Source organism: Microbacterium sp. PAMC22086, from assembly GCF_019443525.1.
GTDB lineage: Bacteria > Actinomycetota > Actinomycetes > Actinomycetales > Microbacteriaceae > Microbacterium > Microbacterium maritypicum.
The window spans coordinates 1,700,605-1,713,675 of the sequence record NZ_CP080380.1 but is presented as its reverse complement, the minus strand read 5'-3'; the positions used below and the strand labels follow the sequence as shown (position 1 = coordinate 1,713,675).

11 protein-coding genes and 1 pseudogene are annotated in these 13,071 nt (G+C 69.3%); 10 read left to right on the top strand and 2 right to left on the bottom strand.

The window, feature by feature from the left end; translation table 11 throughout:
• Positions 1-31 precede the first annotated feature (31 nt).
• Positions 32-3,607, bottom strand: coding sequence for a transcription-repair coupling factor (mfd, locus tag KY497_RS08610; RefSeq protein WP_219868864.1), 3,576 nt, complete (start codon positions 3,605-3,607; stop codon positions 32-34).
• Positions 3,608-3,684: 77 nt separating this feature from the next.
• Here mfd and KY497_RS08605 point away from each other — a divergent pair, with 77 nt between their 5' ends.
• The 7 genes from KY497_RS08605 to KY497_RS08575 all read left to right on the top strand — a co-directional run bounded on the left by KY497_RS08605 (position 3,685) and on the right by KY497_RS08575 (position 9,293).
• Entirely contained in the window at positions 3,685-4,248 is a 564-nt protein-coding gene (locus tag KY497_RS08605; RefSeq protein WP_219868863.1) for a GNAT family N-acetyltransferase, read from the top strand.
• A gap of 81 nt (positions 4,249-4,329) precedes the next feature.
• Complete coding sequence (locus KY497_RS08600; RefSeq protein ID WP_219868862.1) at positions 4,330-5,193, top strand: Fpg/Nei family DNA glycosylase; 864 nt, start codon at positions 4,330-4,332, stop codon at positions 5,191-5,193.
• Between the two features lie 285 nt (positions 5,194-5,478).
• Positions 5,479-6,522, top strand: coding sequence for a bifunctional diaminohydroxyphosphoribosylaminopyrimidine deaminase/5-amino-6-(5-phosphoribosylamino)uracil reductase RibD (gene ribD, locus KY497_RS08595; RefSeq protein WP_219868861.1), 1,044 nt, complete (start codon positions 5,479-5,481; stop codon positions 6,520-6,522).
• Positions 6,522-7,151, top strand: a complete 630-nt coding sequence (locus tag KY497_RS08590) for a riboflavin synthase (RefSeq protein WP_055864704.1) — start codon at positions 6,522-6,524, stop codon at positions 7,149-7,151. The genes ribD and KY497_RS08590 overlap by 1 nt, the downstream gene beginning before the upstream one ends.
• On the top strand, positions 7,148-8,416 hold the full coding sequence (locus KY497_RS08585) for a bifunctional 3,4-dihydroxy-2-butanone-4-phosphate synthase/GTP cyclohydrolase II (RefSeq protein WP_055864707.1): 1,269 nt from the start codon (positions 7,148-7,150) through the stop codon (positions 8,414-8,416). The genes KY497_RS08590 and KY497_RS08585 overlap by 4 nt, the downstream gene beginning before the upstream one ends.
• Complete coding sequence (gene ribH / locus KY497_RS08580) at positions 8,413-8,886, top strand: 6,7-dimethyl-8-ribityllumazine synthase (protein ID WP_055864713.1); 474 nt, start codon at positions 8,413-8,415, stop codon at positions 8,884-8,886. The genes KY497_RS08585 and ribH overlap by 4 nt, the downstream gene beginning before the upstream one ends.
• A 53-nt stretch (positions 8,887-8,939) precedes the next feature.
• On the top strand, positions 8,940-9,293 hold the full coding sequence (locus tag KY497_RS08575; protein ID WP_017828757.1) for a hypothetical protein: 354 nt from the start codon (positions 8,940-8,942) through the stop codon (positions 9,291-9,293).
• 54 nt (positions 9,294-9,347) lie between these two features.
• Here the strand turns inward: KY497_RS08575 and KY497_RS08570 are convergent, their stop codons facing one another.
• Positions 9,348-10,334 carry a LacI family DNA-binding transcriptional regulator gene (locus tag KY497_RS08570; protein WP_141387414.1) on the bottom strand — a complete coding sequence of 329 codons (987 nt, stop codon included), beginning with the start codon at positions 10,332-10,334 and terminating at the stop codon, positions 9,348-9,350.
• A gap of 251 nt (positions 10,335-10,585) precedes the next feature.
• On the opposite strand from KY497_RS08570, the gene KY497_RS08565 reads away from it, so the two are divergent.
• From KY497_RS08565 to KY497_RS08560, 3 genes and pseudogenes are all read left to right on the top strand, one after another.
• The gene (locus tag KY497_RS08565; protein ID WP_258185619.1) at positions 10,586-11,410 is read left to right on the top strand and encodes a carbohydrate ABC transporter permease; all 825 of its coding nucleotides are present in this window, start codon (positions 10,586-10,588) and stop codon (positions 11,408-11,410) included.
• Positions 11,411-11,456: 46 nt separating this feature from the next.
• Positions 11,457-11,849, top strand: a pseudogene (locus KY497_RS16705) (carbohydrate ABC transporter permease); the annotation flags it as partial.
• Complete coding sequence (locus KY497_RS08560) at positions 11,770-13,002, top strand: beta-galactosidase (protein WP_308813114.1); 1,233 nt, start codon at positions 11,770-11,772, stop codon at positions 13,000-13,002. The pseudogene KY497_RS16705 and the gene KY497_RS08560, both read left to right, overlap by 80 nt.
• Positions 13,003-13,071 lie beyond the last annotated feature (69 nt).

The window sequence follows — 13,071 nt, the reverse complement described above, 5'->3', positions numbered from 1 at the left end:
GCCAGACTAGTCCCGCGGCCGCGGCGGCGCGCTACGCGGACGCGGCCGGCTCAGGGAAGATCGCAGTGAACAGCTGACCGACCCACTCGAGCAGCTGCGCGTCGGGAAGCAGCTCGAGCCCCACGCCGACGGCGGCGGGGACCGTGGGCATCGGCACGACCAGCGCCTCTCCCCCTGCCACGAGCTTCGCCTTCGGGTAGAGCCGCTGCAGCCGTACCTTGATCGAATCCTCGAGCCGGGCGGGCGCGATGCGCAGATTCGACCCCATCACCACGACGTCCGTCAGGCCCGCACGCGCGGCGCGCCGGCGCAGGCGCGAGATCGCCAGCAGCCCCTCGACCTCTTCCGGCGGCGTTCCGTACCGGTCGACGAGCTCTTCGATGACCAGGTCGATCGCGTCGTCCCTGGCCGTCGCCGCCGAGGCGGCGGAGAGCTTCTGGTAGGCCTCCAGGCGCAGCCGCTCACTGTCGATGTAGTACTCGGGGATGCGCGCGTCGAGGGGAAGCTCGAGACGCAGTTCCTGCCCCGTCTCGACCTCGTCGCCGCGGAAGGTCGCCACCGCCTCGCCGATCATGCGCAGATAGAGGTCGAACCCGACGCCCGCGATATGACCGGCCTGCTCGGCGCCGAGCAGGTTGCCCGCGCCGCGCAGCTCGAGGTCCTTCAGGGCGACCTGCATGCCGGAGCCCAGGTCGTTGTTGACCGCGATGGTCTGCAGCCGGTCGGCGGCGGTCTCGCTCAGCGGCTTCATCTCGTCGTACAGGAAGTACGCGTACGCGCGCTCGCGCCCTCGCCCGACGCGCCCGCGCAACTGGTGCAGCTGGCTGAGCCCGTACTTGTCGGCGCGGTCGATGATGATCGTGTTCGCGTTCGCGATGTCGAGACCCGTCTCGATGATCGTCGTCGAGACGAGCACGTCGAACTTGCGCTCCCAGAAGTCGTCGACGACCTGCTCGAGCTGGTGCTCGCCCATCTGTCCGTGCGCGACGGCGATCCTGGCTTCGGGCACGAGTTCGGCGAGCTCGCTCGCGACGCGCTGAATCGACTGCACGCGGTTGTGCACGAAGAAGATCTGCCCCTCGCGGAGGATCTCGCGACGGATCGCCGCGGCCATCTGCTTGTCGCTGCGCGGACCGACGAAGGACAGGATCGGATGCCGGTCCTCGGGCGGAGTCGCCAGCGTCGACATCTCACGGATGCCGGTCACCGCCATCTCGAGCGTGCGCGGGATCGGGGTGGCGCTCATGGCGAGGATGTCGACGTTGGTCTTCATCTTCTTGAGCGCGTCTTTGTGCTCGACGCCGAAACGCTGCTCCTCGTCGATGATCATCAGACCGAGGTCTTTGAACATCACCTGGTCGGTGAGGATGCGGTGGGTGCCGATCACCATGTCGACGGACCCCTCCAGCAGACCCTGCAGAGTGAGCCGCGCCTCCTTGTCGGTCTGGAAGCGCGACAGCGGCCGCACCTTGACCGGGAAACCGGCGAAGCGCTCGGTGAACGTCTCGAGGTGCTGCTTCACGAGCAGCGTCGTCGGCACGAGCATCGCCACCTGTTTGCCGTCCTGGATCGCCTTGAAGGCGGCCCGGACGGCGACCTCGGTCTTGCCGAAGCCGACGTCTCCCGAGAGCAGGCGGTCCATCGGGATGGGCCGTTCCATGTCGGCCTTGATCTCGTCGATCGTCTGCAACTGGTCCAGGGTCTCCGCGAACGGGAACGCCTCCTCCAGCTCGCGCTGCCATGGCGTGTCCGGGCCGAAGGCATGGCCCTTGGCGCTCATCCGTGCGGAATAGAGCTTCACGAGCTCGACCGCGATGTCGCGGACGGCCTTGCGGGCCTTGCCCTTTGCCTGCGACCAGTCGCTGCCGCCCATCTTCGACAGAGTCGGGGCCTCGCCGCCGACGTACTTGGAGAGCAGGTCGAGCTGATCCGTGGGCACGAACAGCTTGTCGCCCGGGTACCCGCGCTTGGACGGCGCGTATTCGAGCACGAGGTAGTCGCGGATCGACTTGGTGGCGTTACGCCCGCCGGTGGACACCTCGCGCTGGGTCATCTCCACGAAGCGGCCGATGCCGTGGGTCGCGTGCACCACGAAGTCGCCCTGCTTGAGCTGCAGCGGGTCGACGACGTTCTTGCGCCGCGATGCGAGCTTCTTGACGACGCGCTGGTCGCCACCGATCGTGCGACCGTAGAACTCGTTGTCGGTGAGCACGGCGAGCTTCGCCTCGGCCACCTGGAAGCCGGCCTCGACGGATCCGGTGACCAGCGTCGCGACACCACCCTCCGGCGCCTCGGTGAGCGTCTCGACCACACGGGCCGCGAGTCCTCGGTCGGCGAGCACGTCGCGTGCGCGGTCGACCAGGCCGTGACCGGCGGCGATCACGACCACGCGCCAGCCGTCGGTGACCTTCGCCTCGACGAAGGAGATCGCGCCGTCGACGTTGCCGTGGAAGGAGGGGATGACGGCGGCGCCGAGGTTGGTGGCCTCCGCATCGCCTTCGCCGAGTCCGGCGCCGAACGGGCTGAGCCGCCACCACACGCCGCCCCGGTCGCGCACCACCTCGCGGAGGTCGGCGATCGTCAGGAAGTCGCCGGCGCCCAGATCGATGGGCGCGGAGGCGCCGGAGGTGGCCGCGCTCCAGGCAGCATCCAGGAACTCGCGGTTCGTGTCGCCCAGGGTGATCGCACGTGCGGTCGCGCGCTCGGGGTCGATGACCGCCGTGGCGCTCCCGGAGGGCAAATACTCGGCGAGCGACTTCAACGGGCCGGCGACGGCGGGCAGCAGCGACTCCATGCCCTCGACCGGGATGCCCTCGGCCATCTTCTCGAGCATTCCGGAGATCGCCGGGAAGCCGCCGACGAGCGCGCGGGCGCGCTCGCGGACCTCTGCCGTGAGCAGCAGTTCGCGGGTCGGAGGAAGGTCGACGCTCGCGACATCGCCCGGGAGCGAGCGCTGGTCGGCAACCGAGAACGCGCGGATCTGGTCGATCTCGTCGCCGAAGAACTCGATGCGGTACGGGTGCTCGGAGGTGGGAGGGAAGACGTCGAGGATGCCGCCGCGCACCGCGAACTCGCCGCGCCGCGACACCATGTCTACGCGCGAGTAGGCGCGCTCGACCAGCTGCTCGACCACGCGGTCGAGTTCGTGTCCTCGGCTGCCGGCGGCGAGCTCGAGCGGGGCGATCTCGCCCAGGTTCCCCGCGATCGGCTGGAGAACAGCCCGCACCGATGCCACAACGACGAGCGGGTGATCCCCCGACCACTCCGCGATCCGTCGCAGCGTCTGCAGGCGCTGCCCGACGGTGTCGGGGCTCGGGCTGAGGCGCTCGTGCGGCAGCGTCTCCCAGGCGGGGAAGGTGAGGATGTCGGCGTCGGGCAGATAGGCGTGCATCGCCAGCGCGAGGCTCTCGGCCCGCCTGCCCGTCGGCACGACGGCGAGGAGGGCGGCCGGGTGTCCTGCCGCCGTCCGCTTCTCGAGCAGGCCGGCGAGCGCCGGGGCATCGAGCCCGTCGACCAGGCCGAGGTCGGCATCGGTGCGCGCCCAGCTGAGGGCGTCACGGTACAGAGACGCCTCTTCCAAGGCGCGCAGAATCCCCGGAACAGTCACCGGATAAGACTAGTCGCGCCCACGGACACTCCGGCCGCTGCCCCTGCCACGGGTGCGCACCTCAATAGGCTGTCGGGATGGATTCCGTCGCCCTCACCACCGAACGCCTCGTCCTGCGCCCCCCGACGGAGGGCGACATCGATGCGATCACCGTCGCCTGCCAGGACCCGGAGATCGGGCGCTGGACCACGGTGCCGAGCCCGTACGCACGCGAGGACGCCGAGGAGTTCGTGCGCCTCATCGCGGGGTGGTGGGCCGACGGCTCGGAGGTCGTCTGGGCGATGTACGCCGACGACGTACTCGTGGGCATGATCGGTCTGCACAACATCGCCGACCACTTCACGGGCGCTGCCGCCGAGCTCGGCTACTGGGTGACGGCCGACGCCCGGGGCCGGGGGTATCTCACGGAGGCCGCCCGCGCGGTGCTCGACTGGGGCTTCGGCGAGCTCGGGCTCGTCCGCATCCGTTGGCAGGCCATCGTCGGGAACATCCCCTCGGCCCGCGCCGCCCGCGCTCTCGGCTTCCGCTACGAGGGTCTCCAGCGGCAGGCGCTCACGAGCCCCCGCGGTCGCGACGACGGATGGATGGCCGCTCTGCTGCCGGCCGACGACCGCACGCCGGTGGACTGGACGGTGCTCTGAGGCGCGAGCGCACCGGGTACGAGCCCGAGGAGCGACAGGTCACCAGGTGACAGTGTCGGCGGCCGATGACAGGATGAACGCATGCCGGAGATGCCGGAGGTCCAGGGCCTGACCGCCTTTCTCGCCGAACGTGCCGTCGGGCGCACGATCACCCGCGCGACCGTCTCGGCGATCGCCGCGCTGAAGACCTACGATCCGCCGATCACCGCGCTGCAGCAGGCCACGATCACGGCGTCTGCTCGCCTCGGGAAGTTCGTGGTGCTCTCCTGCGGCGACGACCTGCACCTGGTGTTCCACCTCGCCAAGGCCGGGTGGCTGCGCTGGTACGAGACGCTCCCTGCGACGCTCGTCAAACCCGGCAAGTCGCCCATCGCCCTGCGCATCGCGCTCGACGACGGCAGCGGCTTCGACCTCACCGAGGCGGGAACGAAGAAGTCGCTCGCGGTTTACGTGGTGCGCGATCCGCACGACGTGCCCGGCATCGCGCGACTCGGCCCCGACCCCCTCGACTCCTCCTTCACCCGCGACGCGTTCGCGGCACTGCTCGAGGATCGGCGCATGCAGATCAAGGGGCTGCTGCGCGATCAGGCGGTGATCGCCGGCATCGGCAACGCCTACTCCGATGAGATCCTGCATGCCGCACGCATGTCGCCGTATGCGATCGCCGGAAAGCTCGACGATGCCGAGATCGACCGCCTGTTCACCGCCATGCGCGAGACGCTCGGCGAGGCGGTGGCCGCAGCCTCCGGCAAGCCCCCCGCCGACCTGAAAGACGCCAAACGCCGGGGGATGCAGGTGCATGCACGCCGCGGCGAGGCCTGCCCGGTGTGCGCAGACACGGTGCGCAGCGTGTTCTTCGCCGACCGCTCTCTCGAGTACTGCCCCACGTGCCAGACCGGCGGCAAGGTGCTCGCCGACCGGCGTCTGTCCCGACTGCTCAAGTGACGGCGGGCGATCGGAGGGCGCCGATCCATGTCTTGGAATGAAATCTGCGCAGACGCGTTGAGTACACTCAGAGCAACAACGTGCTCCGGGGTCGGTGGGAATCCGAACCGGCGGTGACAGTCCGCGAGCGTCTCGAGAGATCGAGATGCCGATCCGGTGGAATTCCGGGACCGACGGTGATGCGAGGGAGACCTCGCTAGTCCGGAAGGGAGGCAGCACGAGACGCATCCGTGCGTCCGTTCCGCCACCCCTGTCTGACCCCGGAGCCTCAGAGGAGGACGACGGATGGCAGTGAACGCGGCAGAGCGAAACGCGATGGATCGCGCGCTCCACCTCGCCGCCCGAGGACCGCGCGGGGCGAACCCGCAGGTCGGCACGGTCATCCTCTCCCCCGACGGCACGGTCCTCGCCGAGGGCTGGCACCATGGCGCCGGCACCCCGCATGCCGAGGTCGACGCGCTCTCGAAGCTCGCCCCCGGCGAAGCCCGCGGCGCCACCGCCGTCGTGACCCTGGAGCCGTGCAACCACACCGGCCGCACGGGGCCCTGTGCCGTGGCGCTCATCGAAGCGGGGATCGCCCGGGTGGTCTACGCACTCGATGACCCCGGTGCCGTCTCGGGCGGCGGTGCGGAGCGTCTGCGGTCCGCGGGTGTCGACGTCGAAGCGGGCGAGCAGGCCGATGCCGCGCACGCCCTGATCGCCGGATGGCTCACGGCCCAGCGCCTCGGACGCCCGCAGATCACCGTCAAGTGGGCGCAGAGCCTCGACGGGCGCGCCGCCGCCGACGACGGCTCCAGCCAGTGGATCACGGGTCCCGCAGCCCGCGCCGACGTGCATCGCCGCCGCGCGGAAGCCGATGCCATCGCGGTCGGCACCGGAACCGTGCTCGCCGACGATCCGGCCCTCACCGCCCGCGACGGCGACGCCCTGCTGCCGCACCAGCCGATCCCGGTGGTCATCGGGTCACGGCCCACCCCTGCCGACGCCGCGGTGCACCGGCATCCGCACTCCCCCCTGTTCTTCGACACGCACGATCTGCACACGGTCGTCGCCGACCTGCATGCCCGCGGGGTGCAGAACCTGTTCGTGGAGGGCGGCCCGACGCTCGCCAGCGCCTTCCTCCAGGCCGGACTCGCCGACCGCCTGCTCGTCTACATCGCGCCGGTGCTGCTCGGCGGCGGCCGCCTGGCCCTCACCGACATCGGTGTCGCATCCATCGGCGAGGCACGCCGCCTGACCATCGACGAATGGGTCCCCCTCGGGAGCGACCTGCTCGCGATCGCGCACCCTGCGCACGACGCACACCCGCGGAACGAAGGAGCGGCCTGATGTTCACCGGAATCATCGAGGAGATGGGCGAGATCACCGCGATCGCGCCCGCGGGCGACGGCTGGCGCCTGACCGTGCGCGCACCCCGCGCGGCAGCGGACGCCGTACACGGCGAGTCGATCGCGGTCTCCGGCGTGTGCCTGACCGTCGTCGGCTCGACCGCGGACACCTTCGACACCGACGTGATGAAGCAGACGCTCGACGTCGCCGCGATCGGGTCGGCGACGGTCGGCACCCGCGTCAACATCGAGAAGGCCATGCCGGTGGGGGCGCGACTGGGCGGGCACATCGTGCAGGGCCACGTCGATGGGGTCGGCGACGTGCTCGAGGTACGACCGGGCGCCCAGTGGAGTGTGCTGCGCATCAGCCTGCCCGCCGACCTCGCCCCGCTCGTCGTCGACAAGGGTTCGATCTCGGTCGACGGCACCTCGCTGACCGTGAGCGCGGTGAGCGCACCCGCAGACCCCTCCCCCTGGTTCGAGATCTCACTGATCCCGGAGACCCTCGCCGCGACCACCCTCGGCATCCGCGCCGTCGGCGACCGCGTGAACCTGGAGACCGACATCCTCGCCCGGCACGTCGAGCGCCTGCTCGCGTTCCGCGCCGCACCGGAAGGAGGCTCGCGATGAGCCTTTCCACGATCGCCGAGGCCCTGGAGGCGCTGCGCGCCGGGCGCCCCGTTCTCGTCGCCGACGACGAGAACCGCGAGAACGAGGGCGACGTCATCCTGTCGGCAGAGCTCGCGACGCCGGAGTGGGTGGCCTGGACGGTGCGCTGGTCGTCGGGATTCATCTGCGCTCCGATGCCGGCCGACCTCGCCGACCATCTGAACCTTCCGCCGATGGTGGCCGCCAGCGAAGACGCCCGCTCGACCGCGTACACCGTGAGCGTCGATGCCGCCCAGGGCGTCACCACCGGCATCAGCGCCCACGATCGCGCGCACACCCTGAACGTGCTGTCGAACCCGGAGTCGACGTCGACGAGCATCATCCGCCCGGGGCACGTGCTGCCGCTGAGGGCTGTCGACGGCGGCGTGCGCGAGCGCAGCGGCCACACCGAGGCCGCCGTCGAGCTCATGAAGCTCGCCGGACTCCGACCCGTCGGCGCGATCGCCGAGGTCGTCGCGGAGGACGGCAGCATGATGCGCCTTCCCGGGCTGATCGAACTCGGTGCCCGTGACGGCGTGCCGGTGATCACCATCGAGCAGCTCATCGCTCACCTCAACGAGATCGACCCGGACGGAGCGACCCCGAGCGCGCACCGGGGCCGCCGGGTGAGTCTGCGTGCCGACGCCACGGTGCCCACCACGCACGGCACCTTCCGCTTCCTGGCCTACAAGGACCGCGTCACCGGCACCGACCACATCGCGGTCGTCTCGGGCGAGCTCAGTGAGACCGCGCTGGTGCGCGTGCACTCGGAGTGCCTGACCGGCGAGGCGTTCGGCTCGCTGAAATGCGAGTGCGGCCCCCAGCTCGACTCCGCGCTCGACGCGATCGAGAAAGAGGGCGGGATCGTGATCTACATGCGCGGGCACGAGGGGCGCGGGATCGGCCTCATCAACAAGCTGCGCGCGTACAGCCTGCAGGAGGAGGGCCTCGACACGGTCGATGCCAACCTCGCGCTGGGGCTGCCCGCCGACGCCCGCGACTACGCCGCGGCCGCCGGCATCCTCTCCGACCTGGGCGTGTCGAAGGTGCGTCTGCTGACGAACAACACCGACAAGGTCGCGCAGCTGCGTGAGCTCGGCCTCGACGTGATCGAGCAGGTGCCGCTGATCGTCGGAGTGGGACCCAACAACCATCAGTACCTGGAGACCAAGCGTGACCGCATGGGTCACATCATCGGCGAAGCGGAACTCGCAGAGGCGCTCGCCCACGGAGAGGACGACGAATGAGCGGCGCAGGAGCACCCGAGACCGGCAACATCGACGGACGAGGACTGAACGTCGTCATCGTCGCCGGCACCTGGCACGAGACGATCTCCAACGGCCTGATCGCCGGCGCGGAGCGTGTGCTGGATGAGGCGAAGGCCACGCACCGACTGGTGCGCGTGCCCGGCTCGTTCGAGCTCGCGATCGCGGCGCAGGCCGCGTTCGCCGGCGGAGCGGATGCGGTCGTCGCGCTCGGCGTGATCATCCGCGGAGGCACTCCGCACTTCGAGTACGTCTCGGCGGCGACCACCGACGGCCTCACCCGCGTCGCCCTCGATGCCGGCAAGCCTGTCGGATTCGGTGTGCTCACCCTCGACGACGAGCAGCAGGGTCTCGACCGCGCCGGTCTCGAAGGCTCCAAGGAGGACAAGGGCGCCGAAGCCGCCGATGCCGCGTTGCGGACGGCCCTGGTCACCCGGGAGCTGCGCGGCTGAGGTCAGCCTGCCCTTGCTAGCGCAGAAGGGTGCCGCACTCGTACGGTGAGGGCATGGAGACCCTCCGCCACATCGTGCTGTTCGTCCACCTCATCGGATTCGCCGTGCTCTTCGGCGCCTGGGCCGCCCAGGCATTCGGAGGCAAGCGGGAGTTCACCCGGCTGATGAACATCGGCATGGCGATCGCCGCGGTCGCCGGCCTCGCTCTCGCCGCACCGTGGGGGCTCTCCTACGAGCTCAACTACGTCAAGGTCGGCGTCAAGCTCGTGATCCTGCTCGTCATCGGCGCTTTGCTCGGTATCGGCCTGGCTCGTCAGCGCCGCGGAGCAGCCATCCCGTCCGCGGTGTTCTGGCTGGTCGGCATCCTCACCGCGGCCAATGCCGCGATCGCCGCGATCTGGCGCTGACCGCAGGATCCCGCGGCCTGAGCGCTTCCGCGACAGCGCGCGGAGTGAGTCGACTCAGCGCTTCCGCGGTGCCGCCGTGCTCTCGCGCACGATGAGCTCGGTGGCCACCAGCGGGGTCTGCTGCCGTTCGACGCCGTCGAGTTCCGCGAGCAGCGCGTCCACCGCGAGTGCTCCCAGACGCTCCGGATGCTGCTGCACCGTCGTCAGCGGCGGCCACAGCTGCGCGGCATCGGGCAGGCCGTCGAACCCGACGATGCTGACGTCTTCCGGAACGTCGCGCCCGACCTCGCGGAAGGCGCGCAGCACTCCGATCGCCATCTGGTCGTTCGCCGCGAACACGGCGGTGACCCCGTCGATCTCGCGCAGTTCCACACCGGCCGCGTAGCCGGATGCAGCGGTCCAATCGCCCGACAGAGGGGCCGGGACATCACGTCCGTGCCCTTCCAGGGTCTGCTGCCATGCTTCGCGCCGACGCTCCGCGGAGTACGAGCGCGCGGGGCCGGTGACATGCCACACCGTGTCGTGCCCAAGCCCGAGCAGGTGCTCGGTCGCCAGACGTGCACCCTGCGCCTGGTCGGTGTCCACGAACGGGTGGGTGTCTCCGCGGTTCGAGTCGACGAACACGACCGGAAGCGCGTCGGGGATCTCGATGTCGGCCTCGTCGAGCTGATGAGCCTCGATCACGATGATGATGCCGTCGACCGCGTGTTCCTCCAGTCGTCGGAATGCTCCGGCCACCGTCTCACCGGCACTGGATTCGACGGGGATGAGGGTGAGGGCGTAGCCGAGCTGGGCGGCGCGTACGGCGATCGCATCGAGCGTGCGCTGGTTGCCGTACGAGCTGAACGAGAACATCACGACACCGATGGTGCGGAATCGCCCTGATCGTAGCGCTCGAGCGGCACTGTTGGGTCGATAGCCGAGGCTGTTCATGGCCGCTTCGACGCGCTCGCGCGTGGCGGCGCCGACGTATCCCCTGGCATTCACGACGCGGGACACCGTCTGACCGGAGACACCGGCCTCCCTGGCGACGTCTTCCATCGAGGGCTCGCGTCTGCGCGTCGACGTCTCTGTCGGATGCTCTGGGGTCACGATCACCCATCCCCTCATATGTTGACGTTGACACACTACCAGTCCATCCAATATGTTGACGTTGACACACGGCGCACGGTGCGCCCGAAACGTAAGAAGGACTCGTCGATGACGACTGAATCCCCGCAACCCTGGGTGCCCCCGGCATCCGGCGCCGCGACAAGCGCGACTGGAAGGGATGGGCCTTCGTCGGCCCGTTCATGGTCGTGTTCGCCCTGGTGTTCCTGACACCCCTCGCCTATGCGCTCTACCTGAGCTTCTTCCAGGAGAAGCTCATCGGCGGCACCGCTTTCGTCGGGCTGGACAACTACGCACGCGCACTCTCCGATCCGCAATTCTGGGAGGCGTTCGGCCGCGTGCTGGTCTTCCTCGTCGTGCAGGTGCCGATCATGCTGATCCTCGCGCTCGGAGCCGCTCTCGCCCTCGACAGCGCCCGCCTGCGCGGAGCATCCTTCTTCCGCATCCTGATCTTCCTGCCCTACGCCGTCCCCGCGGTGGTGGCGGTACTGATGTGGGGCTACATCTACGGAGACCAGTTCGGTCTCACGAGCAATATCAACGACTTCCTCGGGGTCGACGCGATCACCCCGTTCGCGAAGGAATGGATGCTGCTCTCGATCGGCAACATCGTCACGTGGGAGTTCGTCGGCTACAACATGCTGATCTTCTACTCCTCGCTCAAGACCATCCCGACCGACATGTACGAGGCCGCTTCCCTCGACGGCGCCGGGGCCTGGCGCACGATCTTCTCGATCAAGATCCCCTCCGTGCGCGGGGCGCTCGTGATCGCGACGATCTTCTCGATCATCGGGAGCTTCCAGCTCTTCAACGAGCCCAACATCCTGCGTCCGCTGGCGCCGAACGTGATCACCACGTTCTTCACCCCGAACATGTACGCGTACAACCTGTCGTTCGCCGGGCAGCAGTTCAACTACGCCGCGACGATCGCCATCATCATGGGCGTCATCACCGCGGTCATCGCCTACGTCGTGCAGCTGCGCGGCTCGAAGTCGGAGGTGCGCTGACATGGCACTCCCCCTCGCCCGCCCCTCTCGCAGACGCCATGACCCGATGAATCCGCGTAAGTCCAACACGCTGCTCATCGTCATGATCCTGTACGCGCTGTACACCCTCGTCCCGCTGGTCTGGCTGCTGTTCAGCTCGACCAAGACGCAGGCCGGACTCTTCAGCTCGTTCGGGCTGTGGTTCGCCGACGACTTCGCCTTCATCGACAACCTGGTCGCCACGTTCTCCTACCGCGACGGCATCTTCCTGCGCTGGTTGGGCAACACCCTGCTGTACGTGGTGGTGGGTGCGGGAGGAGCGACGCTGCTGGCCACCATGGCGGGTTACGGACTCGCGAAGTTCCGCTTCCCCGGGCACCGTGCGGTGTTCGCCGTGGTCCTGGGCGCCGTGGCCGTGCCCGGCACCGCCCTCGCGGTCCCGACCTTCCTGCTCTTCAGCCGGTTCGTTCGGCTCCCGCAGCGCGGAACGGCTGGCGACCCTGCGCCGGCACCAGAGCACCGGTCCGCTGATGTGCTCGGAGTTCTGGGACGGCTGGTTCGACTGGTGGGGCGGCGTGCATCACACCACCGATGTCGCCACGGCCGCCGCCGACCTCGACGAGCTGCTGGCGGCCGGTGCTTCGGTCAACATCTACATGTTCCACGGCGGCACCAACTTCGCGCTGACCAACGGCGCGAACCACAAGGGTCGCTATCTGCCGCTGGTGACCTCCTACGACTACGACGCCCCGCTCGACGAGGCCGGCAACCCCACGGAGAAGTTCTTCGCCTTCCGCGAGGTCATCGCCCGGTATGCGCCGGTGCCGGATGAGCTTCCGGCTGCGGCCGAGGCAGCGCCCGCGTTCGAAGTTCCGCTCACGCCCGCGGGCGCCTGGACGGACCTCGCGGGTCCTGCGTCGACGACCGCGCAGCCCGAGACCTTCGACGCACTCGGCCACCTCAGCGCCCTCGTGCGCTACGACGCCGAGCTTCGGGATGCACGCGGCGGATTGCTCGTCGTCGACGAGGTGCGCGATCTGGCGTGGGTGAGCGTCGACGACCGCGTGGTCGGCACGCTCTCGCGCACCCGGCACGACCGGGCGATCCGGATCCCGGACGGCCGGACCCTCAGCACCCTGGTCGAGGATCAGGGTCGGGTGAACTACGACCGCCGCCTCGGCGAGGAGAAGGGTCTGATCGGCGAGATCACCCTCGACGGCGCGCCGGTGACGGGCTGGCGCTCGACGCCGTTGGATGTCGCAGAGATCGCCGCGGAGGTCGACGCCGAGATCGATACCGAGCTCGACGCCACTACCGGCACCGACGCCGCCGATGTCCTGAAGACGGGCCTGGCCGCGTGGACCAGCTCGTTCACCCTGGATGCACCGACGGACCTCGTCCTCGACACCATGGCCTGGAGCAAGGGCTACGCGTTCGTGAACGGCTTCTTCCTCGGCCGCTATTGGCGCAACGGTCCGCAGCGCACGCTCTCCATGCCCGCACCTGCCACGAGAGAGGGGGCGAACCGTCTGGTCGTGCTGGAACTCGAGAACGTCGTGGAGCCGCGCGCCGTCTTCGTCGGTGCCCCTTCGCTCGGCGACACGGAGGAATAGCACCGCGGAGGTGCCCGCCCGGATGACACGCGAAAAGCGCGCACAGCAAACACTCAGGAAGGCGTAAAC